Source organism: Sphingobacterium thermophilum (assembly GCF_039541675.1).
Taxonomy (GTDB): Bacteria; Bacteroidota; Bacteroidia; order Sphingobacteriales; family Sphingobacteriaceae; genus Sphingobacterium; species Sphingobacterium thermophilum.
The window spans coordinates 1-21,932 of the sequence record NZ_BAABGR010000022.1 but is presented as its reverse complement, the minus strand read 5'-3'; the positions used below and the strand labels follow the sequence as shown (position 1 = coordinate 21,932).

Annotated in this window: 20 protein-coding genes and 1 tRNA gene; 6 read left to right on the top strand and 15 right to left on the bottom strand. The window is 40.0% G+C overall.

Features of this window, described 5'->3' with window-relative positions; all coding sequences use genetic code 11:
- Positions 1 to 122 precede the first annotated feature (122 nt).
- Positions 123 to 2,906 (bottom strand): leucine--tRNA ligase, encoded by a 2,784-nt coding sequence (gene leuS, locus ABD873_RS09300; protein ID WP_345067692.1) that lies wholly within the window; start codon positions 2,904 to 2,906, stop codon positions 123 to 125.
- Between the two features lie 221 nt (positions 2,907 to 3,127).
- Between leuS and ABD873_RS09295 the strand changes: the two genes are divergently transcribed.
- The 5 genes from ABD873_RS09295 (at position 3,128) to ABD873_RS09275 (ending at position 6,923) form a co-directional block, all read left to right on the top strand.
- The gene (locus ABD873_RS09295; RefSeq protein ID WP_345067689.1) at positions 3,128 to 4,006 is read left to right on the top strand and encodes a cell division protein FtsX; all 879 of its coding nucleotides are present in this window, start codon (positions 3,128 to 3,130) and stop codon (positions 4,004 to 4,006) included.
- 33 nt (positions 4,007 to 4,039) lie between these two features.
- Positions 4,040 to 4,276: a DUF3098 domain-containing protein gene (locus ABD873_RS09290; RefSeq protein WP_039053065.1), complete on the top strand. Its 237-nt coding sequence runs from the start codon at positions 4,040 to 4,042 to the stop codon at positions 4,274 to 4,276.
- 8 nt (positions 4,277 to 4,284) lie between these two features.
- On the top strand, positions 4,285 to 5,100 hold the full coding sequence (locus ABD873_RS09285; RefSeq protein ID WP_345067685.1) for an undecaprenyl-diphosphate phosphatase: 816 nt from the start codon (positions 4,285 to 4,287) through the stop codon (positions 5,098 to 5,100).
- Positions 5,101 to 5,207: 107 nt separating this feature from the next.
- Entirely contained in the window at positions 5,208 to 5,939 is a 732-nt protein-coding gene (gene truB / locus ABD873_RS09280; protein WP_345067682.1) for a tRNA pseudouridine(55) synthase TruB, read from the top strand.
- Between the two features lie 9 nt (positions 5,940 to 5,948).
- Complete coding sequence (locus ABD873_RS09275; protein ID WP_345067679.1) at positions 5,949 to 6,923, top strand: bifunctional riboflavin kinase/FAD synthetase; 975 nt, start codon at positions 5,949 to 5,951, stop codon at positions 6,921 to 6,923.
- Between the two features lie 33 nt (positions 6,924 to 6,956).
- On the opposite strand, the gene ispE is transcribed toward ABD873_RS09275, so the two are convergent.
- The gene (gene ispE, locus ABD873_RS09270; RefSeq protein ID WP_039053062.1) at positions 6,957 to 7,766 is read right to left on the bottom strand and encodes a 4-(cytidine 5'-diphospho)-2-C-methyl-D-erythritol kinase; all 810 of its coding nucleotides are present in this window, start codon (positions 7,764 to 7,766) and stop codon (positions 6,957 to 6,959) included.
- Between the two features lie 159 nt (positions 7,767 to 7,925).
- Here ispE and ABD873_RS09265 point away from each other — a divergent pair.
- Positions 7,926 to 8,010: transfer RNA gene (locus tag ABD873_RS09265), tRNA-Ser, on the top strand.
- 211 nt (positions 8,011 to 8,221) lie between these two features.
- On the opposite strand, the gene ABD873_RS13845 is transcribed toward ABD873_RS09265, so the two are convergent.
- From ABD873_RS13845 to ABD873_RS09205, 13 genes are all read right to left on the bottom strand, one after another.
- Positions 8,222 to 8,395, bottom strand: a complete 174-nt coding sequence (locus ABD873_RS13845) for an RNA polymerase sigma factor (RefSeq protein WP_425568710.1) — start codon at positions 8,393 to 8,395, stop codon at positions 8,222 to 8,224.
- Positions 8,370 to 8,816, bottom strand: coding sequence for an RNA polymerase sigma factor (locus ABD873_RS09260; RefSeq protein ID WP_345067676.1), 447 nt, complete (start codon positions 8,814 to 8,816; stop codon positions 8,370 to 8,372). The genes ABD873_RS13845 and ABD873_RS09260 overlap by 26 nt, the downstream gene beginning before the upstream one ends.
- 84 nt (positions 8,817 to 8,900) lie before the next feature.
- On the bottom strand, positions 8,901 to 9,818 hold the full coding sequence (locus ABD873_RS09255) for a sugar phosphate isomerase/epimerase family protein (RefSeq protein ID WP_345067673.1): 918 nt from the start codon (positions 9,816 to 9,818) through the stop codon (positions 8,901 to 8,903).
- Between the two features lie 202 nt (positions 9,819 to 10,020).
- Positions 10,021 to 10,647, bottom strand: a complete 627-nt coding sequence (locus tag ABD873_RS09250) for a hypothetical protein (protein ID WP_345067670.1) — start codon at positions 10,645 to 10,647, stop codon at positions 10,021 to 10,023.
- Between the two features lie 34 nt (positions 10,648 to 10,681).
- Entirely contained in the window at positions 10,682 to 11,428 is a 747-nt protein-coding gene (locus ABD873_RS09245; protein ID WP_345067667.1) for a metallophosphoesterase family protein, read from the bottom strand.
- 229 nt (positions 11,429 to 11,657) lie between these two features.
- A complete protein-coding gene (locus ABD873_RS09240; protein WP_345067664.1) occupies positions 11,658 to 13,247 on the bottom strand; it encodes a peptide MFS transporter in 1,590 nt (529 codons plus the stop codon).
- A 69-nt stretch (positions 13,248 to 13,316) separates the two neighbouring features.
- Positions 13,317 to 14,114, bottom strand: a complete 798-nt coding sequence (locus ABD873_RS09235) for a hypothetical protein (RefSeq protein WP_345067661.1) — start codon at positions 14,112 to 14,114, stop codon at positions 13,317 to 13,319.
- A gap of 81 nt (positions 14,115 to 14,195) precedes the next feature.
- Positions 14,196 to 15,074, bottom strand: coding sequence for a TIM barrel protein (locus tag ABD873_RS09230; RefSeq protein WP_345067658.1), 879 nt, complete (start codon positions 15,072 to 15,074; stop codon positions 14,196 to 14,198).
- 16 nt (positions 15,075 to 15,090) lie between these two features.
- Entirely contained in the window at positions 15,091 to 15,825 is a 735-nt protein-coding gene (locus ABD873_RS09225; protein WP_345067655.1) for a (Fe-S)-binding protein, read from the bottom strand.
- Complete coding sequence (locus ABD873_RS09220; RefSeq protein WP_345067652.1) at positions 15,818 to 17,140, bottom strand: MFS transporter; 1,323 nt, start codon at positions 17,138 to 17,140, stop codon at positions 15,818 to 15,820. The genes ABD873_RS09225 and ABD873_RS09220 overlap by 8 nt, the downstream gene beginning before the upstream one ends.
- A 27-nt stretch (positions 17,141 to 17,167) precedes the next feature.
- Positions 17,168 to 18,478 (bottom strand): D-alanyl-D-alanine carboxypeptidase, encoded by a 1,311-nt coding sequence (locus ABD873_RS09215; protein ID WP_345067649.1) that lies wholly within the window; start codon positions 18,476 to 18,478, stop codon positions 17,168 to 17,170.
- Positions 18,479 to 18,551: 73 nt separating this feature from the next.
- Positions 18,552 to 20,150: a beta-N-acetylhexosaminidase gene (locus ABD873_RS09210; RefSeq protein WP_345067646.1), complete on the bottom strand. Its 1,599-nt coding sequence runs from the start codon at positions 20,148 to 20,150 to the stop codon at positions 18,552 to 18,554.
- A 152-nt stretch (positions 20,151 to 20,302) separates the two neighbouring features.
- A complete protein-coding gene (locus ABD873_RS09205; protein WP_345067643.1) occupies positions 20,303 to 21,751 on the bottom strand; it encodes a dicarboxylate/amino acid:cation symporter in 1,449 nt (482 codons plus the stop codon).
- Positions 21,752 to 21,932: the final 181 nt, after the last annotated feature.

Sequence of the window (21,932 nt, the reverse complement as noted above, 5' to 3'; positions counted from 1 at the left end):
ACGTAACTTAAAATTGAAATTATACTTCTGTTTTTTACTCATAAAAATGCCCCAAATAAGTGTCTAACTTTTTGGGGCATGTCTACAAACTCGAGGCTTTTCTGTAGGTTGTAAAGAATATCTTACACTACGATATTAATAATCTTACCTTTCACATAAACAACCTTCTTCACCTGCTTTCCATCCAGATAGCGTTGTACATCCGCATTTGCAAGAACGATTTCTTCTACTGCCTTAGCATCCAGATCCAAGGCCAGAGAGAGGTTCATTTTCATTTTACCATTTACGGAAATTGGGTAAGCAAATTCTGACTCCACCAAATAATCCGGATTAAACTTTGGATATGGGGCATAAGAAATTGTTCCTGGCTCATTACCTAACAAAGCCCATAGCTCTTCGGTAATATGTGGAGCATAAGGAGAAAGTACAACGATCAAATCCTGAAGGATCTTACGTTTGTTGCATTTCAAGTCAGTAAGCTCGTTCACACAAATCATGAAAGCAGATACCGATGTATTGAACGAAAAACGCTCGATATCGTCTTCTACTTTCTTGATGATTTTGTGCAGCGATTTGTATTCTGCTTTTGTTGGTTCATCGTCAGACACATTGAAGTTGCCTTCCGCATCATGGAACAAGCGCCATACTTTACGCAAGAATTTATATACCCCTTCGATACCGTTGGTATTCCAAGGTTTGGATTGCTCCAAAGGTCCTAAGAACATTTCATAGAGACGCAATGTGTCTGCACCAAACTGCTCTATAATGTCGTCCGGATTTACTACATTGAATTTGGACTTGGACATTTTCTCCACCTCAGTGCCGCAGATATATTTGCCATTTTCAAGGATAAATTCCGCATTGGCAAAATCCGGTCTGAAGGCTTTGAACTTCTCCGTATCTAAAATATCATTGCTAACGATGTTTACATCCACATGCAATGGAATCGTATTGTATTGATCTTTCAATCCATACGAAACAAACTTATTCGTTCCTTTACCTTCCTCATCCAAGATACGGTACACAAAGTTAGAACGACCTTGGATCATACCTTGGTTGATTAGTTTCTTAAACGGTTCTTCCTCGTTGTGGTATCCCAAATCTTTAAGGAACTTATTCCAGAAGCGGGAATAAAGCAAGTGACCTGTGGCGTGTTCCGAGCCTCCGATATACAAGTCTACGGCTTTCCAATAGTCGATTGCTTCTTTTGAAGCAAAGCTCTTATCGTTTTTAGGATCCATATAGCGGAACCAGTACCATGAAGAACCGGCCCATCCCGGCATGGTGCTCAACTCATACTCGTATTGGCCTTGGTATTTCCAGTTTTCGGCACGACCAAGAGGAGGCTCTCCTGTCTCTGTAGGAAGATATTTATCTACTTCCGGCAACAAGAGAGGAAGTTCTTCTTCTTTAATCAGATAAGGCAATCCATTTTTGAAATATACCGGCACAGGCTCTCCCCAATAACGCTGACGTCCGAAGATGGCGTCGCGCATGCGATAGTTTACCTTAGCTTTTCCGAGTTTTAGTTCTTCTAGCTTAGCAATCAAGGCTGGAACGGCTTCAGCATAAGTCATGCCGTTGATAAATCCCGAATTGATATAGCGTCCATCTTTGTTCGGGTCGGCAGCCTCTTCAATATTCTGTGTATCCGAAATAGGAATGATAGGCAAATTAAAGTGTTTTGCAAACAGGTAATCACGCTGGTCACCTGACGGCACAGCCATCACTGCTCCCGTACCATAACCTGCCAACACGTAGTCTGCAATCCATATCTGTACATCTTCACCCGTCAATGGATGTTTTGCATAAGAACCGGTAAATGCTCCCGAAACAGTCTTTGTATCTGCCATACGGTCAAGCTCGGACTTCTTCGCAGTCTTTTCTATATAAGCTTCAACTTCAGTCCGTTGACCTTCCGTAGTTAAAGCAGAAACCAACTCATGTTCAGGTGCCAGTACGATGAACGTCACACCGAAAATAGTATCTACACGAGTCGTAAATACTTCAATTTCAGTATTCAGTTGCGGCACAGGAAACTTAACCGAAGCACCTTCCGACTTGCCTATCCAGTTGCGTTGCATCTCAATGACAGGTTCCGGCCAGTCCACGGTCTCTAACCCTCTAAGCAGTCGGTCCGCGTAAGCGGTGATACGCAAAGACCATTGCATCATCTTTTTCTGTTCTACCGGGTAACCGCCACGCTCCGAGACGCCGTTAATGACTTCGTCATTGGCCAACACGGTCCCTAGAGCAGGACACCAGTTTACCGTACTTTCACGCAGGTAAGCCAAACGATATTTCAACAGTTCACGTTGTTGTTCCTCTTCGGTAAAAGCTTTCCATTCCTCCGCGGTGAAGGACAGAATATCTTCATCACAAGAAGCATTAACTTCCTGTGTACCTGATATTTCAAACCTTTGAATTAAAGTATCTATAGACTCAGCTTTGTCGGCATCCTTGTTATACCAAGAATTGAAAAGCTGCATAAAAATCCATTGCGTCCATTTATAGAACGAAGGATCCGACGTGCGCACCTCCCTAGACCAGTCGTACGAAAATCCGATATTGTCCAGCTGTTCACGATAGCGGTTGATGTTTGTTTCTGTCGTGATCGCAGGATGTTGTCCAGTTTGGATGGCATATTGCTCCGCAGGCAAACCAAAAGAATCGTATCCCATCGGATGCAATACGTTAAATCCTTTCAACCTTTTATATCTTGAAAAAATATCAGAAGCGATATATCCTAGCGGATGTCCCACATGCAATCCTGCTCCCGATGGATAAGGGAACATGTCCAACACATAATATTTAGGCTTGTCCGTAGACTCTGAGGTCTTGAAAGTTCCTCGCTCAGCCCAAAATTTTTGCCACTTTTTCTCAATTGATTTGTGCGAATAATCCATTTCTTAATACGTTCTAAAGAGATGCGAAAATAGCGATTTTAAGGCATATATGGGAATAATTGTTTTTAAATCAAGTAATTTTTTGGATAGCAGCACTCACGGCTTACTATTTCATTCGTAAAGAAATGTTAAAATCTTGATTTCCCAGACAGATATATTGATATTTATTCCCTAAAATCATCATAAATCCTTACTTTCGCATTATAAAATTAAGAAGCTTTATGTCTATAATTGATCAGGGATCACCAAGAAAAAAAACGAAATCCGTATATATTTCTACGGTTATCAGTATTGCTTTGGTACTGTTGATGACCGGTCTTTTGGGATTGATATTGGTACATGCCAAAAACCTTTCCAAATATGTGAAGGAAAATATAGTACTTAATATCATTGTGAATGACAATGTGAACGAAGGTGACGTCTTATCCCTACAGAAAGACTTAGAAAAAGATCCTTACGTATTACGTACGGAATATGTTTCCAAAGAGCTGGCAGCCAAAAACCTAAAAGAAGACCTCGGGGAAGACTTTATCGAGTATCTGGGAACTAACCCTCTTCTTCCTTCTATAGATGTATATCTGAAAGAACAGTATGCCAACGCGGATAGCATTCAGCCATTTATAGATAAAATCACCAAAAGCAGTAAAGTGAAAGAAGTCGTTTACCAAGAATCGCTTATCGACATGGTAAACAAAAACATACGTGTTATTTCTATTGTGGTATTAGCCTTTGCGGCCATATTACTGATTATCGCTGTAGCCCTCATCAATAATACTATCCGTCTAGCTATTTATTCCCAACGTTTCTTAATCAAGAGTATGCAGCTTATCGGTGCCACAAAAAACTTTATCCGCCGGCCGTACATCATTTATGGTATCATTCACGGTTTGATTGGTGCTTTGGTAGCTATCCTGCTTTTGATTTTCACATTAAACTTCGCGCAAAAGCAGATTCCGGAGATTGTATTTTTGCAAAGCTGGAGTGAGTTTGTGTTAATATTCTTAGTAGTGGTAATCTTAGGAATCCTTATTTCCGGTATTAGCACCTATTTTGCCGTAACAAAATATTTAAAAGCTAAATCACACAGCCTGTATCGATAACACATTGTTTATACTAACACATTATAAAAAAGTATGACTGAAAAAAGAACCGTATTGGACAAAGACAAGAAAGCGAGTGTTTTTGTGTTCCAGAAAGCAAACTACCAGTTGTTCATAGCAAGCATACTTGTTGTGGCCGTAGGATTTTTCCTGATGATGGGAACGGAAGACATTTACAGCTTCACTAAAATAACCCTAGCTCCTATCGTGGTAGTAGCGGGATTTGCCTTGGGATTTATTGCGATTTTATATAAGCCGAAAAACAAATAAATTTTATAATGGATTACATTCAAGCTATTATCATAGCTATTGTTGAAGGACTCACCGAATATTTACCTATATCGTCAACAGCCCATATGGGTTTTACAGCTGCATTGATGGGAATGGAAGAAACAGAATACCTTAAAATGTTTCAGGTGTCCATCCAATTCGGTGCTATACTGGCTGTAGTGGTTTTGTACTGGAAAAAGTTTTTTGACATCAACAACATACAGCTTTATTACAAGCTTGCCATTGCTGTCATTCCTGCGCTGATTCTTGGCAAGTTATTCGACGAAAAGATAGAAGCCGTATTAGGCAACCAGATAGCCATCTCTACCGTTTTGGTTTTGGGAGGTGTGGTATTACTATTTGTCGATAAGTGGTTTAAAAACCCTAAAATCACGGACGAAAAAGACATTTCCATAAAGAAAGCCTTGACCATAGGCTTTTGGCAATGTCTGGCCATGATGCCAGGAACATCGCGTTCAGCGGCTTCAATCATTGGAGGATTGACCCAAGGTCTTAACCGCAAAGCAGCTGCCGAATTTTCCTTTTTCTTGGCTGTTCCTACCATGTTGGCGGTGACAGTATACTCCATCTTCGTCAAAACATGGGGAGAAGGGACGGATCATGCTCAGAAAGGATATGAAATGATCATGGCTAGCGAACAGAGCATTATAGCCTTTATCTTGGGAAATGTAATAGCTTTCATCGTAGCCATGATCGCCGTGAAAACATTCATCTCCGTATTGACAAAATACGGATTTAGATTCTGGGGATGGTACCGCATCATCATCGGAATAGGATTGTTAATATTCTTTTGGCAGCAATAGGTCATCACCTTCATCAGGTTCGCATAATAATTCATTCGACAATAATTCGTATTTTTGCAGCACTCAAATGATATAGAGTATCTATCTATATCATTTGATTTTTAGAAATGAAGGAAACAACAGAAAAGAAACATAAAATATTCTCCTTTGCCGAAGGAGAAATACTATTAGTAGACAAACCTTTGACGTGGACGAGCTTCGATGTGGTAGGTAAACTTCGCAATACGATGAAGCCATTGAAGCTTAAAGTGGGCCACGCAGGAACCTTGGACCCTCTGGCAACAGGATTGCTCATCATCTGTACCGGCAAGCTCACAAAAAAAATCGACACCTTCCAAGCCGAAGATAAGGAATACACAGGCATCATCACTTTAGGGGCTACCACTCCTTCTTACGACTTGGAAACAGAGATAGATCAAACGTTCGACATAAGTGCAATCACGGAAGAAGAGATATTAGCTGTTGCCAAAAGTTTTGAAGGAGAACAGGAACAGCTGCCTCCTGCCCATTCCGCCGTAAAAATCAAGGGAGAAAGGGTCTACGAGAAGGCTAGACGCGGTGAAGACGTAGAGCTCAAACCTAGAAAGATTATCATCTCTTCTTTTGTCATCGAAAAGATAGAAATGCCTAACGTACATTTTAGGATAAAATGTTCGAAGGGTACTTATATACGTTCCATAGCACATGATTTTGGAAAAGCATTGAACAACGGCGCCCATCTGTCTAGTTTGCGCCGTACCATGAGTGGCGACTTCCATGTCGATGACGCCTGGAAGCTGGATGAGCTGATTAAGGCTATACGTGAACAAAAAGAATCTACACTACAACAAACTTTATAGTATTATCCAATGAAGATATACAGAAATCTGGAGGAGTTCGTACCATTAGATAATGCCATTGTGACTATAGGAACTTTCGATGGTGTGCATATCGGGCATCAGAAAATTCTTAAGAAATTGGTGGATTGTGCCAAAGAAACGGGAGGAGAAACTGTATTACTTACATTTTTTCCCCACCCTCGCCTTGTCATCAACCCAAATGACGACAGCTTACGCCTTATCAACGATATTGAGGAGAAAACCCATCAGCTAAGTCTATCGGGCTTAGACCATCTTATCATCACTCCTTTTACTCAGGAGTTTGCCAACCTCAGCCCAGAAGACTACATACGCAATGTCTTAGTAGATAAGCTAGGAACAAAAACTATTATCATCGGCTATGATCACCATTTCGGTAAAAACCGCAAGGGTACAATAAAAGACTTGGAGCATTTTGCTCAGATTTTCGATTTTAAAGTTGAAGAAATTGCCAAACAAGATATCGAGGATGTAGCCGTATCGTCAACAAGAGTGCGAGAAGCCCTTATCAAAGGGGATATTGATACAGCCAACAAATATCTAGGCTATCCTTTTGAGCTTACAGGCACTGTAGAAAAAGGCGACCAAATAGGAAGACAAATAGGATTTCCTACTGCCAACCTACATGTGCATGAAGCGCACAAACTTATCCCTGCCTATGGTATCTATGCCGTAGAGGTAGATATCTATACCGAAGTGTCAAGTATTATATCAGGCGAATACGAGGAGCCTAAAGTGTTAAAAACCGCACAAGGCATGTGTTATATAGGTAATCGTCCTACGATCGACGGCTTCACCAGAAAAATAGAAGTGAATGTCCTTGACTTCAACGAAGATATTTACGACCGTACGGTACGTATTAAGTTCCACAAGTTTATCCGTGAAGACAAACGTTTCGACAACTTGGAGGCACTGCAACAGCAAATCAAGGAAGATGAAAAAACTATAAGAGCCTATTTTAAGTAAAATAGGCTCCTACTTTTTGTTCCTACAAATCTTCTATAGTTCTACCGGATGAAAAACCTTACCCAAAGCCTCTAGCTCATCTAAGTTAACCTCTTCTTCAAAGATGCCATAGACGGCAGAACCAGATCCGGACATAGATGCATAAAGTGCTCCCTTTTCGTATAGCTTGTGCTTTATCTCTTGTATGACAGGATATTTATCAAAAATTCCAAACTCAAAATCATTTTTAATGTAATATTTCCATTCCTGTATAGGCAACTTAATCGCTCTACACAAGTCCACCTCAGGTGCAGCAGGAATCACCTGACTATATGCCTCTGCCGTTGAAATATGTATATCCGGCTTTACAATAACGATCCAATAAGTAGACAGGTCTAGTGATATCTCGGAAAACTCATCTCCTATTCCAGTCGCAAAGACAGGTTTATTTTCCACAAAGAAAGCACAGTCAGCTCCCAACTTGGCGGCATATTTCTGCAGTTCCTCGGCTTTAAGGTTTAGCTTATTCCATTCGCTCAACGCCTTTAGCACAAAGGCTGCATCAGAAGATCCTCCTCCCAATCCTGCCCCTACGGGAATGTTTTTCAGCAACTTGATAGCTACAGGCTCAATCTGGGGAAAATCGCTCTTCAATAGATGGTAGGCTTTGGTGCATAGGTTGTCTCCTCTTTCCGGAATATGGATGCCATAGGTCTCAAAAGAATAACTATCTGCCGCATGCATTTCCACCACATCATACATTTTCACCGGATAGAATATGGTTTCAATATCGTGATAGCCATCCTCTCTCCTTCGGGAAACAAACAACCCTATATTAATCTTAGCATTTGCGAATGAAATCATACTACAAATTAACAAAAATCCGTCTGAAAAGCAGTTTAAAGATAGCATAAATGCACAAAACAAGGCTTATGAAAAAATCATCGACCTCATTTTCAAGTGATAAAGAAAAAGAGCAAAATTTAGTTTTGTAGATATACATAGAATTTCTACTTTTGTGGCGGAGAGTTGGCAGAGTGGTCGAATGCGGCGGTCTTGAAAACCGTTAACTATAACAGGTTCGGGGGTTCGAATCCCTCACTCTCCGCAAAGGAAGCTTCATCATCAGATGAAGCTTTTTTATTTTAAACGGATTTCCCCACAATCAACAGATATATACATTTCATCCGCATTGGATTCGAACCGAAGGGTTAGCCGGAGAGTTCGATTCACAGAAACTTAGGATGATCATTGGGAGGAAAAAGGACTTTTAATTAAATAAGCAAAGTCTTGCTTAGTAAAGAAAATCTTTACCTTCTTCAGTCCATCATTTCTATAAACATCATAAATGCTGAATATAAACTGATGTCCTTTTCTTTAAAAATTTGTCTGAGTGTAGATAAGGCTTTGGAGCGAGCAAAATAAATAGTATTCAGTGTAGTTCCTAGGGTTTGACAGATTTCTTTATTACTTTTTCCTTCCAGATAGGTCATCCGAAAAATTTCGGCTTGCTGTTTCGGTAAACGTTCCAGTTCTTTTATAATTTGTTCCAATATTTCTACATAAATAATCTGTGAGAGAATATCTGGTCTTCCTTTCCGGGGTCTCCAATAAAAATTCGTCCCCCAAGTCCACATTTTTACGGTAATATCCACTAGTATGATCGTAACTAGCGTTTCGCACAACAAGAAATAAATAAGATTTGAGTGCCGCAACAGATACGGTTTTCTCCTTATTCTGCCAGGCAATGCAAAAAGCCTCAGAAACTATTTCTTCAGAGACTTCTTTGTTTCGTGTAATCTTAAAGGAATAAAAGCGTAGCTGCTCTCCCCATAATCTCATAAAAAACCGAAGTCCTTCTTGATCACCAGATTTAAGCCTTATTAAATACTCTATGTCTTGATCCTTATGCATTGCAAAGCCGTAAGGTTTTATTATTCAAGATACTAAGAATATTTAAATAACTAAAACCGTATTCCATAGTTTCTGAGACTGTAATTATTCTTTCAAATTATTGACCAACCCCTCAAAACACGCTCTTAAATCCTTTACATCCTTAAAAGCACATTCATACATAAAAGGTCCTTTATAGCCCACCTTTTTCAATGCCAACAGAATGGCAGACCAATCATTCTCTCCTTCTCCCGAACAAGGAAAATAATGGCATTCCTTTTTTCCGTCACCATCAGCAATATGTACGGACTTCAATCTTTTTCCTAAAGCCATAATAAGATTTTCCGGATGCTTGATATGGTTCATGTCCACTGCAGCAAACACATCTTTAGGCATAAGCTTCATGATAGCTGTCATCTCATCTACCGATCTGCATAAAGGTGTTTCCTGCTTTTTATTGGATCTCACCAATTCATAGCCTAGCATATTTTCTATCACTATGGTAGCTCTTATGTTTTTTACATCTTTATTAAGCTCCTCGATAGATTTTACCAACTGTTTGATGCGTTGCTCCCGCTCATTAAGCCCAAGATGATAACTTGGATGAAAAAGAATAATCTTAGGTTTAAGGATACTAACATATTCCAACACTTTCCGATGTAAGGCCACTACTTCATTCCTTTCCCTTTCATCCAATAGCGAAAGGTCAATATGAGGTCCGAAAGGCATATGTATAGACCAAACTTTAACCCCAGCCTTATCTAAAGCCCCTTTCGCTTTCATCAACTGCGCTTTTATTTCCTCGTCTGAAGCAGTAAAAGCTCTTTTCTTTTTGTCTATAAAAGCATTAATAGATGTTTCAATGACATCCACCCCTACGGATTTGGCGTAAACCATCTTCTTCTCCGTAACGTTTTGAATACCTACGGAATACCCCACTTGCATTTTTAGGAGAGGATCTTTCGCTATTATGTCCAATGGCTGACAAACAAGTAAAACTAAAATTGTTATAAGATATCGCATGGTTTATTTATGGTATAGTAATTCTGTATCAATATTGACTCCAATTGTGTTATCAACTTCTAATATAGAATTTCCTAATGTAAATCAAACAGGAAAATGCAATAAAGTATTGACAAAATACTTCCAAAAAAAAATTAAAATATAAAACAAAAAAGACCTCTATCTTCTCACTGGATGCAAGCATTCCAAGTATGAGATGCGATTACCTTCTTTTCAGCTGAAGTTTGATGCCAAAAGACAAACCAAGGTAATCCTTAAACTGCAGATACTTATTTTGTATGCGGGAAATAATATACAGGTCGGAAGAATGTAGGTCGGCATACAGTTTTATGCTGTCAAAACGAGATCTCTTAGGATCAAAACGTAGACCTACACTTTGCCCTAAGAATATGTTGAGCCGAACCTTAGGAGAGAAAGTATAGTAATTACGGGGATATTTTTCTGGAGCGGAAAACCAGAATTGTTTACCTAATGTCGTACTGACATAGGCGCCGGTACGTAAAGGCTCGTATAACAACTTATCATCTACGCGAAGTTTCCACGGTGTATATATTTGTCTTAGCGTTAAAGTTACCTTCGCCCGATCGGTATCATACGCCGGCACGTAACCTATCAGAAAATCGGTAGTCCACTGCCTTTTCTGTCCATAATCCCATCCGGGACCCAGCGCGACCAGACCTATAGCTCCGGCATGCTGCATATTATAATGTGCAGGAACTATCTCCACCCTTGCAGCAGGCAGGTCTTCAGCTTCTTTTGTGGAGACAGAATCAGGTCTTCTTTCCTCTCCCAAAGCATATGTAGTAGCAAAACCGCTCTGCCATGCCATTCCAACTACTAACGCTCCAATCAATATACTTTTTCTAATAAGCGACCAATTCATAACTATAACTATTCTGAGTAACGGTAAACAACAAATACTTCCTCTTACCAATATTAGGGCTCACGTAATAAATGACTTGGTCTCCGAAAATATCCTCTTCTTCAAAACGGTGATCGTGACCACATACTGCAAATAAATAATTCGGAAATTTCTTGAGCGTATGATGAAAGATGTCTGCTACATTATTGTTAAACTGCTCCGACGTGGGTTTGGCGTGCATGATGGCAATAGTCTGATCGAAGCGTTCCGTATCCTTTTTCATTTCTGCATTGATAAAGGAAAAGTCTGGAATAGGCACGGAATAGTTTGCTTCCAAAGCGTTGGTATTCATACAAACAAACTTGGTTCTTCCCGCAATGAAACTGAAATTCTCCTCTCCAAAAACTATCTTATATATATCTTCCCCATTGGCCAGAAAGTCATGATTTCCAATAACAGCCACATAAGGATATTTCAACTTCTCCAGAATATCACGTTGCCACAAAAATTCTTTGGTCAGTCCGAAATCAGTAAGATCACCTCCATGAATGACAAAGTCAATATCCGTACGATTATTCGCATGATGTACAAAGTCTTCTAACTCATCATACCATCTTTGTGAATCAGAAATAAAAGCAAAGCGGATGGTATCTTTATCGGCAAAAGCTTCCTCAATACGGGCTATGTTTTGTATATTAATATCTCGCTTTCCTTTGATGTCGCCTGCATAAGGATGCACTTCTATCATATCACAGGACGCCAGAAATGAAATCAGTATAAGAGAAATTGCACACAGAAAAACTTTTTCACGTAATCCCATAAAACTATTTTGACTTTAGAACACCAAAAGTAAAAAGTTTAGTTTTATAGTTAAACAAGAAATTATCTTATTACTTAAGTATGATATTTGATGATAAATTAAAAGAAAAGCCATTCCAAAAGGAATGGCTTTCTATCAAATATCTGTCTCTTTTCATCTAGCGGATGCCATGCATCATTTTCTTCAATATAGGATTGAACAAAATCAGCAATAAGGCACTTACACCCGGAATAATGGCAAAAATCATAAAGAAGTAAGCCATAGAATGCTCTTCTGTAATTTTATCAATATAAGATCCCAAGAATCCACCGATGAAGTTAGCTATCGCGGATGCACAGAACCAAAACCCGAATAACAATCCTAAAAACTTCTTAGGAGACAGCTTACTCACATAGGATAGTCCTACCGGCGACAGACAAAGCTCTCCCGTAGTATGGAAGAAGTACGCAATCACCAGCCAGATCATACTTACAGAAGCCGTTTTAGCTCCCTGTGGAATTTCACTGGCACCATAGGATAAGGCTGCAAAACCTATTCCCACCATAATCAGACCTAAAGCAAATTTTATAGGCCCTGAAGGGTTCCACACTTTCTCCCAAAATTTACTGAATCCTGAAGCTAATGATATAATAAAGAAAGAATTCAAAATCTGGAACCATGATGCAGCTACTTCTGTTTCCGTAGCATTAAACTCACGCATAACTTTCCAGAGTCCCAACCCCCAAATTACGACAAAAGATATACCGGTAAAGATGATTGTCAAAGGATATTGAGTGAAAATACGTTTTGACAAAGCATATAAAACTATACTTACTATAATAATCGGCGCTATAGTCAAAATTCCGTCAATCCATTTAAAAGTAATGGCCGCATTTCCGGACAATACACGTTGTGTATAATCCTTAGCAAAGATGGACATGGATCCTCCTGCCTGCTCAAAGGCCAGGAAAAATACTATACTGGCAATCATCAGTACAGCCACCACAATAAGACGGTCTCTTACAACTTTTGCAGGTAGTTCTTCCGGCTCTTCTTCCAATTTATTTTTTATCTGATTGTCATGGAATTCTTTCAGCTGCTTAGGAGAATCTCCATTGATACCAAAAATACGCTGCCCGAAATAAAACTGCAGCATACCGAAAAACATAAATATACCTGCCAGACCGAAACCATAATGCCATCCAATCTTTTCTCCGATATATCCACACAATAGCATTCCTAAAAATGCTCCGGCATTGATACCCATGTAGAAAATAGTATATCCAGCATCTTTCTTAGAGCTGTTGTCCGGATAGAGGTTTCCTACCATAGAAGAAATATTGGGTTTGAACATACCGTTACCCAAAATCATGAGAATAAGCCCCAAGTAGAAAAAATATTGATGGATACCTTCTAGAGCCATAGAAGCATGTCCCATGGTCATGATAAAGGCACCTATCAAAATAGCTTTCTTGAATCCGGTAATCTTATCTGCTATTATCCCCCCAATAAGAGGAGTTAGATATACCAAACCAGTATAAAGACCATACAACTTCATGGCACGCTCATTAGACCATTCCCACCCTCCTTCGGCGATAGAGCTAACCAAAAAAAGAGTCAACAAGGCCCGCATACCGTAATAACTGAAACGTTCCCACATTTCAGTAAAAAACAATACAAATAGTCCTGCAGGATGGCCGTTAACCATCTTATCATCCACCCCCTGCTTGGCTAAATGTCTTACTAATTCATCATCTTTTTCAACCATAATTGTAGATTAATTATAAAAATAACTGTTAGTTAATATTTTAAGAATATTAAATATACAATATTTACCTCACCGAAGTCCTAAGCCGGACTTCGTATTTTTAGGTGCTTCACGCTGGCGCAAAAGGTCTTCTTCCGCATTTACTACCTGAATATTATCTTCATACTTCAATTTGCCATTCTGAAGCTTATAGCCGTTATGTGACAGGTCGGGCACATAATTTTTATAAGTGTCTCCTAAAGAGGGATCCAGCTGGATAAGATTGTCAAACTCCAACAGATTTTTAGCTCTATTGTAACGAAGTAACATGGTAGCCATTCTGTTGTAATTAAAAATCTTACGAACATGCTGTGGAGCATCCGAAAAGACGGGCGCACCAAAACTTATATTCTCCTGTCCTTCGACATTCAAAATGTCAATAACTTTTTTCGTATACTCGGCATTATGACCTTTCCACCCCAATAGAACGTATTGATTCTTTCCCAGTGCAGCAATATCATAATACTGAGCGCCGTACCACTGTGTCGGACTCAATATTTCCTTTTCCGGATTCTTAATATCAAAAGTCTTGTCCAATAAAGGAATAAGCTTTAAGGAAGGCGCACGAAACTGCACCGCCCCATAATACAGATAGGAGCCGTCATGAAGAGGAACATTCCAAGAGAAAATACGAAAACTATCGTCTGGAGCCTTGACAATAGAAATCATATTCAGTTTGTCAAAAGTATAATAGTAAGCGTTTGGCTCCTTAAGGGCTGACACCAGCGTTCGTACAAAATTAAAATTGCTTTCTATCCTGCGCACATCCGCTTCATCACCAAAAACGCTCTTCCCCAAATTATAAAGGCTGTCCTGCCAGACTTCCATTTTCTGTATATTTTGGGAGAAAGAATAATGTATAGGTAACAGCAGTAGCAAGATAAGAAAGCAATTCTTCAACATATCTTGTTATTTAAAACGTTCTAACAACTTCTTCGTAGCTAGAATTCCGTCCAGCTCACTTAGCTCAGTACCTTCATATTCTATACCGATGTAACCTTTGTATTTAGCTTTTTTTACAATATCCATCATCCTTACATAATCGATATTGCGTTCGTTGCCGTTGGCGTCAAAAACATTAGCTTTAGCACTCACCCCTTTGGCGAAAGGCATTAGCTCTTCTACACCTTTATAACGGTCATATTCGTAAAAGTTACCGAAATCAGGCAAAGAACCACAATTCTTCTTACCTACTGATTTCAGCACGCTGGACAACCAGTCACCATGTGAAGAGATACCACCGTGATTTTCTACTACGACATTGATATTGGCTTTTTTACCATAGTCAGCAAGGGTAGAAAGGCTTTCCACCACTCTGTTTTTCACTTCTTCCGGTGACCCCTTACCGGCGGCATTCACACGGATGGTTTTACATCCCAAGAAATGTGCTGCGTCAATCCATTTGTAATGATTTTCGACCGCCTTTGCACGTTTCTTGGCGTCTTCGTCACCCAAATTCCCTTCTCCGTCCACCATGATCAGTACGTTAGTTACACCACTCGACTTAGCACGGTTGTTTAGGTCCTTCAGATAGGTCATGTCATTAGCCTTATCCTTGAAGAAGGTATTTACATATTCCACACCATAGATCCCACATTTTTCGGCGGCAAATTGAGGGAAATCAATATTTTTTAGATCTCCCTTGAATAAGGTCTTATGTAAGGACCATTCAGCAAGAGATATTTCGAACCACGATTTTTTGGCTGCAAAAAGGTCCATGGAAGGCGCTAAAGCGACACCTGCAGTCACTAAGCCCAAATGCTTAATAAAGTCTCTTCTCGAATTCATGTTTATATAGTTTTAGTTAGATGTTAGCCCATCCCGATGTTAGTACATCCACCAGATGTAAAGTCTTGATAGGAATATTGTGTTTGTCAATGTAGGCCTGCAGCTGCAACAAACAAGAAGCATCCGTAGAAATAATATAGTCTGCATTCACTGTTTGAGCATGACGTACTTTCTGTTCGGCCATGGCACTTGAAATACCGTCAAACTTAATACTAAACGTACCTCCGAAGCCGCAGCAAGTTTCCTGATCTCTCATCTCTACCAACTCAAGCCCTCCCACCTGTGCCAGAAGACGGCGCGGCTCTTCCTTAATTTTGCATTCGCGCAAGGCCGAGCAAGAGTCGTGATACACGCCCGTACCTACCAATTCAGCCCCGAAATATTCCTTCTTCAACACATTTACAAGAAAATCCGAAACTTCCATGATATTGCGTTGAATGTTTCTACAACTGTTATGCTCTGTTGAATTGGTAAACAAGTCGTTATAACTGTATTTCACCATACCAACACAAGAGGCTGACGGTGAAACTATATAATGCTCTTCGGAAAAATCTTTCAGAAACTTAGATCCTATTTCTTTCGCCTCATCCCAAAACCCTGCATTGTAAGCCGGCTGCCCACAACATGTCTGTTCGCTGTTATAGATCACCTCACATCCCGCCTTTTCCAACAGCTTGATCGTATTAAAGGCTGTCTCGGGATATAATTGGTCTATAAAACAAGGAACAAACAACTCTACTTTTCTATTCATCAATACCTGCTTTTAAAAAAGAATTAAATTTTAGTACTCTCAATAATAACAAAAATCCTAAAATAAAGAAAATAGACAGTGATACCGCAGAGTATCGAATATTGTGAGTAAGCTGCTCTATTGCTCCAAAACAGATTAGTCCCACGACTATGCCAAGCTTTTCTGTGATGTCATAAAAGCTGAAAAAGGCCGTCGTATCTTCCAAATCTTTTGGAAGCATCTTCGAATAGGTAGAACGGGATAAAGACTGTATTCCCCCCATTAGCAGCCCTACCATAACCGCCAAACCGTAAAACTGTGCTGCATTACTTAAGTAAAATGCTGCTATACATATAGAGGTCCATAGCAACGTTACGATCATCAGCACCACAATATTACCCCAGTATTTTGCCAAGAAAGACATAATATACGCCCCTCCAATGGCTATCAACTGTATTAAAATTATTACAATAATCAACGAGCTAGTTTCTAATTCCAACTCTTTCTGTCCAAACATCGTCGCCACCACCATGATGGTCTGTACACCTACAGAATTGAAAAAGTAGGCCGGAAGAAATCGTTTGATGCCCTTGTTTGCTTTCACCTGCTCCAGCACACTTCTAAATTCGGTCAATACACGCTGCATAAGGGATAGGCCAGTACCATTGATTGCCGGTGTATTGTTGGGAAGAACACGAAATGGAATCAAGGAGAACCCTAACCACCATAGCCCCACCAATAGGAATGAAAAACGGGCAGGAAAAGAAGCCTCGGTAATATTAAACCATTCGGGCTTGAGCACGAACACAAAACAGATGATTTGAAGGGTGACACACCCCACATAGCCGTAGGCAAATCCTTTAGCGCTCACCTCATCCTGCTTGTCCGGCGTGGCAATCAAAGGAAGATAGGAGTTGTTTACCGCTACGCCACCAATATACCCCATTGCTGCCAAGGTGAAACATATGATACCCCATTCTAACGTACTAAGCTTGAAAAAGAAGAGTCCCATGCAGGCTAAAGCTCCCATATAGGTAAAAAACTTCATAGTCTGCATCTTTCTTCCATTAGCATCGGCATAGGCTGATAAAAACGGTAAAGCAACTACCATCGTCATATAGGCAAATGCCAAAGCATAATTTGAAAGAACGGTATTGATGATTTCAAAACCGAAAAAGTCTACAATATCATCTCCCCCCGTCTTGGACTTCGTTATGGTAATATAATAAATGGGAAAGATAGTAGAAGTAATAACGAGATTATAGGCTGAGTTTGCCCAGTCGAAGAAAGCCCACGACCGTATCAACCTTTTATCGTTCTTCTGATACGCGCTCATACTGATAATATCCTACTCCTCTTCTGATTAATAATTCTGTCTAATAAATGTGACGATACGCACCATTTCCCTACGTATATAGGATGTTGGTACCACATAATTGTTATTCAGAAAAGAAAAAACATATCTTTTACCATTGCGCGTGATGATATATCCGGACTGACAGTGTACTGAATTGATAGTTCCTGTTTTTGCCCAGACAAAAGCTTCACCTTGATCCAACGTATAAGCATTTTTTAAAGTGCCGTCTATCCCACCTGCCGGGAAGAATAAGAAACGCTTCGCTTCTTCTGGTTCTAGGTCGCGAATGGCCAACAGTAAGTCCACCATGTTGCGTGGTGTGATTTTGTTATAGGTTGAAAGGCCACTTCCATCACGAAGAATAATGGTATCTTGGAAATTGCGGTAAAAATGCTCCTGCATAAAATTGCGCAACGAATCGGTATAAAATCCGTTAAACAATTTATCTGATATTAACATATGAAGATGTTCGGCTAGGAAGTTATCGCTAGGCAGCATCATCTCACGCAATACCACATTTCGGCTCGCCGAATAAAGTGTCTTGATATCCGATGGACGTGGATAATCTCTTAAAATTTCGACATCGCGCTTCAACGTATCACGCAACAAGACTACTGCAAGACTGTCCGTCCAAATAAAAGGTTTCTCTGTCGAATAATGCTTAGGGATATTCAAATTCGACATAATGAAATCATTGGACTTAAACTTTCGGGATACCCAAAAACGGCGGGCCTTCTTTTCACGGATATGGATATGTCTATCAAAATAACTAGGCATAGCCACCAATCCACTATCCTTAGCACTCAACCTTACCAGATTACCATATATAGGAAAAGGAGCTATATCAGGTTGATAATATTCTTCATAATCTTCTATAGACCAACCATTTCTATAGGTTGGCTCACTTGTCTCTTGAACCACATAGTACAACTTTTTGGACGAGCTTTTCAAAAAGTCATAAACTCTTCGCGTATCCAATTTGGGATGCAAAAATGTAGGGTCTCCCGTTCCCCAAAATATCAAGGAATCTCCCCTTTCAACATAATGAATCCCCGCTATGGAGTCTCCCAGATGTTTTAACGAAGCGAACAGCGTATATACCTTCGTGTTAGAAGCTGGTGTAAAGTGATGATCTTCATTTTTGCTGAACACCATCTTATTGCTATCCATGTCATATAGACAAAAACCAAAATGATGTTTAGATAATATAGTGGATTTAGCAAACTCTGATTCCAGTAAAGAGTAGTCTTGAGCTTGAGTCTTTAAGCCCAACATACTAGAAAGAATAAGTGCAGATGTATAGAGTATCTTTTTCATGATTGAAAAATAAGTATTTGCATCAATACTACAAAAACATACTTTAGGATTCTAAACCCCAAAGCCATAATCCTTATTCCGGATTATCCAGATATTTTTTAATTGCCTGTGGTACCTTGGGTTCCACATGGGTATTATCAAAAGGATCGAAATAATAAATATTATCCTTGGCATATAGGTGTAGGTGTGTTTTGAGCACCTGCTTAAAATGCTCCAAACTTTTTCTTTCCCTTGCTGTCCAAGCGGCCTCCGCCAGAGCGGCAATCCTTGGAAAAGTCATGAAGTCAAATCTGGATTCGTTGTGGATACGTTCGGTCCAAAGATTGGCCTGCATCCCTAAGATTTGTCCTTCCTTTATTTCCATCTGTTGGTACTCACTTAGGTCAATTTGATATACACTTTCCAACGAACTGAAATTGCCCGCCCACTTCCTGCCATGTTGATGTTCCTCGGCCTGCACAAAATCGAAATATAAAGGAATGCGTGGACATATGACTACCGAATAGCCGTTTCTAAGGCAGGTTTCTAGCTGTCCTTTTCTATCGTGTCGCCACCAATATTGAATAGTCTTGTCCGAAGGAAGACCTGCTTCTGCCATCTCATCCCATACAGCAAGCTTATTACCCAGATTGAACAATGAGTCTGCCATTCGCTGCATGAAATATCTTTCCACATCCTTATTGGAGGCCAAATTCAGTTTATTTTTAAGTTCTGATACATGGACATCCTCATTCCATACATCGCTGCCAAAGGCTACCTCATCTCCACCAAGATGAACAATACCGCTAGGAAATAGCACCGTAACCTCCTTCAGAATATTGGTCAGATACTGATAAGTACTTTCTTTTGCCGGATGAAACGTAAAATCGGGATGCTCCTTTGTTCCTCCACCACTATATTGCGGATAAGCTCTATTTGCTGCCGTAGCATGTCCCGGCATATCTATCTCGGGGATAATGTCGATGTGACGTTCCGCAGCATACGCTACAATTTCCTTGATATCCTCCTGTGAATAATATTGTGCCGGCGTATATGGATTCAAATAAGACCCCACCCCACCAATAAGAGAAAGATAAGGATATCTTTTGATCTCCAGACGCCAGCCCGGCTCATCGGTGAGATGCCAATGGAATTTGTTCAGCTTATAGAAGGCCATGTAATCCAACAGCTGCTTCACTTTCTTCTTTCCAAAGAAATGACGTGCTTCATCCAGCATAAACCCTCTCCAGGAAAATAATGGTACATCCTTGATCTGCATCGCCGGAATTACCACCTTATCCCCTTGCCTGTAATAGTGAAATAGCTGCAGCAAACTGTTCACCGCATAAAAATAACCCTTATGGGTCTGCGCGATAACTGTAATTCCTCCATTGCTGACCACCAGCTCATAACCTTCTTCACCTAACTCCTTCCTAGTTTGAGGTCTCTGAAATGATATGATGGCCTGTTTAGAAGTATTTAACTGACTAAGTTTTCCAAAACGTGATAACAAGTTTTGGCGCAAATAGCTTATGGCCTGCAATTCCTCTCCTTGGATCACAATATCTTTTTCAATAGTGAGAGAATCTGTGCCCGGTATAACAATCTGGGGTTGTGGAATAATCCCAACAAATTGGCCAAAAACTATATTAATAAGGAAAAGTAAATAAATAGACAACAGATATCGAAGCATAATTTAAGGCTTAAGGTGATTTACCATTACTATTTGGTAAGATAAATTAAATAAATTATTTCCAATAAATTAAGATAAATCACATTTTCATGGGATTATATAAACGAAAAGCTCCTAAAAAAGGAGCTTTTCGTTTATGATAAGAACAATCGTTAACTCATTGATTTAGTCAGAAAGTCTGGATCTTGAGCGGCAGTTTCGTCAAACTCACCTTCCCACTTAGAAATTACAACTGTTGCCAGACAGTTTCCAATCACGTTCACGGACGTTCTGGCCATATCCATAAGTTCGTCAATACCCAAAATAGCCGCAATCACGAAAGTCGGCAGACCGAATTGGTCGGCAGTAGCTATAAGAACGATCAACGAAGCACGTGGCACTGCTGCTACCCCCTTAGATGTAATCATCAACGTAAAAGCAATAAGCAGCTGTTGTCCTATAGTAAGCTCAATGCCTGCTGCCTGCGCCACAAAAATGGATGCCAACGACAAATATAAGGAGGTTCCGTCTAAGTTAAAGCTATAACCCGTTGGGATAACAAAAGAAACAATCTTACGTGGCACTCCAAAACGCTCCATATTTTCCATAGCCTTTGGTAGAGCGGCGTCCGAGCTTGTCGTAGCAAAAGCAATAGACACAGGTTCTTTCAAGGCTGCGATAAATTTCTTAATCGGCACTTTTAGATAAAGGGCGACAGGTAAAAGCACCACAAACAGAAATACTAAAAGGGCAATATACAAACTCATCAAAAGCATGAAGAGATTTTTCAGGATATCCACCCCCAGATGCCCTACCGTATAAGCCATAGCTGCCCCTACACCTATTGGTGCAAAGAGCATGACCAAGTTCGTAAACTTAAACATAGCCTCGGAAAGGCTTTCCGTAAAATCTATAAGTGGTTTCCGCTTCTTCTCATCCACCATCGCCAACCCTATACCGAAAATCACCCCGAAAATTACTATTTGTAATACTTTGTTTTCATATACGGATTTAACAATATTTTCCGGAAAAGAGTCGCGTATAAAAGCGTTAAATTTATATACGCCATGCACGCTTGGATCAATATGTTCCAGCGCTTTGAGATCGGATTCTGCTACAGCAGAAGTTTGTGGTAGCTCTTCATGCGGCATATGAGCCACATCTACTCCCACCCCCGCCTTGGTGATGTTTATCACCGCCAAGCCTATAAAAATGGCGCAGCTGGTAGCACAGAAAAAATAAAGCATGGACTTCCAAGCCATACGCCCCACCGACTTCAAATCCGAATGCCCCGCAATTCCGAAAACCAAAGTGGCAAAAAGTATAGGTCCTACGATAGTTTTCACCAGTTTGATGAAAGCTTGACTCAATGGACGCATAGAAATAGCCAAATCCGGAAAGTCTAAACCCACAAAAACGCCTAACACCAGACAGGTAAGAATCCAAGTAGTAAGATTTTTGCGAACAACGGCATTGGCTACCAAAACTACTGCTGTAATCCAACGGACAGCCATCATAAAGGACGGCGATACAGCTACAATATTAAATTCATAGAGTAAGGTAATAATTATGGCTATGGTTACGGTAAACAACATCACGTAACCTACATTCTTTTTTGACATGGAATTTTCTGTTTAACAATGTAACGATTAGCAAAAATAGAAAAATACATAAGTTTACCAAATATAAAAAAGGCATGAGTTAATGGACTGCCCCCAAAAAGTTGGACGAATTTATGCAATATTTTTGATATGATGAGCTCGGTATTCTACCGGGCTCATTCCATTTAAATTAGTTCTTATC

Excerpts from the sequence above, each read along its gene's own strand:
- leuS (WP_345067692.1), bottom strand. The coding sequence starts at position 2,906 with ATGGATTATTCGCACAAATCAATTGAGAAAAAGTGGCAAAAATTTTGG.
- ABD873_RS09295 (WP_345067689.1), top strand. The coding sequence starts at position 3,128 with ATGTCTATAATTGATCAGGGATCACCAAGAAAAAAAACGAAATCCGTA.
- ABD873_RS09290 (WP_039053065.1), top strand. The coding sequence starts at position 4,040 with ATGACTGAAAAAAGAACCGTATTGGACAAAGACAAGAAAGCGAGTGTT.
- ABD873_RS09285 (WP_345067685.1), top strand. The coding sequence starts at position 4,285 with ATGGATTACATTCAAGCTATTATCATAGCTATTGTTGAAGGACTCACC.
- truB (WP_345067682.1), top strand. The coding sequence starts at position 5,208 with ATGAAGGAAACAACAGAAAAGAAACATAAAATATTCTCCTTTGCCGAA.
- ABD873_RS09275 (WP_345067679.1), top strand. The coding sequence starts at position 5,949 with ATGAAGATATACAGAAATCTGGAGGAGTTCGTACCATTAGATAATGCC.
- ispE (WP_039053062.1), bottom strand. The coding sequence starts at position 7,766 with ATGATTTCATTCGCAAATGCTAAGATTAATATAGGGTTGTTTGTTTCC.
- ABD873_RS13845 (WP_425568710.1), bottom strand. The coding sequence starts at position 8,395 with ATGACCTATCTGGAAGGAAAAAGTAATAAAGAAATCTGTCAAACCCTA.
- ABD873_RS09260 (WP_345067676.1), bottom strand. The coding sequence starts at position 8,816 with ATGCATAAGGATCAAGACATAGAGTATTTAATAAGGCTTAAATCTGGT.
- ABD873_RS09255 (WP_345067673.1), bottom strand. The coding sequence starts at position 9,818 with ATGCGATATCTTATAACAATTTTAGTTTTACTTGTTTGTCAGCCATTG.
- ABD873_RS09250 (WP_345067670.1), bottom strand. The coding sequence starts at position 10,647 with ATGGCATGGCAGAGCGGTTTTGCTACTACATATGCTTTGGGAGAGGAA.
- ABD873_RS09245 (WP_345067667.1), bottom strand. The coding sequence starts at position 11,428 with ATGATAGAAGTGCATCCTTATGCAGGCGACATCAAAGGAAAGCGAGAT.
- ABD873_RS09240 (WP_345067664.1), bottom strand. The coding sequence starts at position 13,247 with ATGGTTGAAAAAGATGATGAATTAGTAAGACATTTAGCCAAGCAGGGG.
- ABD873_RS09235 (WP_345067661.1), bottom strand. The coding sequence starts at position 14,114 with ATGGAAGTCTGGCAGGACAGCCTTTATAATTTGGGGAAGAGCGTTTTT.
- ABD873_RS09230 (WP_345067658.1), bottom strand. The coding sequence starts at position 15,074 with ATGAATTCGAGAAGAGACTTTATTAAGCATTTGGGCTTAGTGACTGCA.
- ABD873_RS09225 (WP_345067655.1), bottom strand. The coding sequence starts at position 15,825 with ATGAATAGAAAAGTAGAGTTGTTTGTTCCTTGTTTTATAGACCAATTA.
- ABD873_RS09220 (WP_345067652.1), bottom strand. The coding sequence starts at position 17,140 with ATGAGCGCGTATCAGAAGAACGATAAAAGGTTGATACGGTCGTGGGCT.
- ABD873_RS09215 (WP_345067649.1), bottom strand. The coding sequence starts at position 18,478 with ATGAAAAAGATACTCTATACATCTGCACTTATTCTTTCTAGTATGTTG.
- ABD873_RS09210 (WP_345067646.1), bottom strand. The coding sequence starts at position 20,150 with ATGCTTCGATATCTGTTGTCTATTTATTTACTTTTCCTTATTAATATA.
- ABD873_RS09205 (WP_345067643.1), bottom strand. The coding sequence starts at position 21,751 with ATGTCAAAAAAGAATGTAGGTTACGTGATGTTGTTTACCGTAACCATA.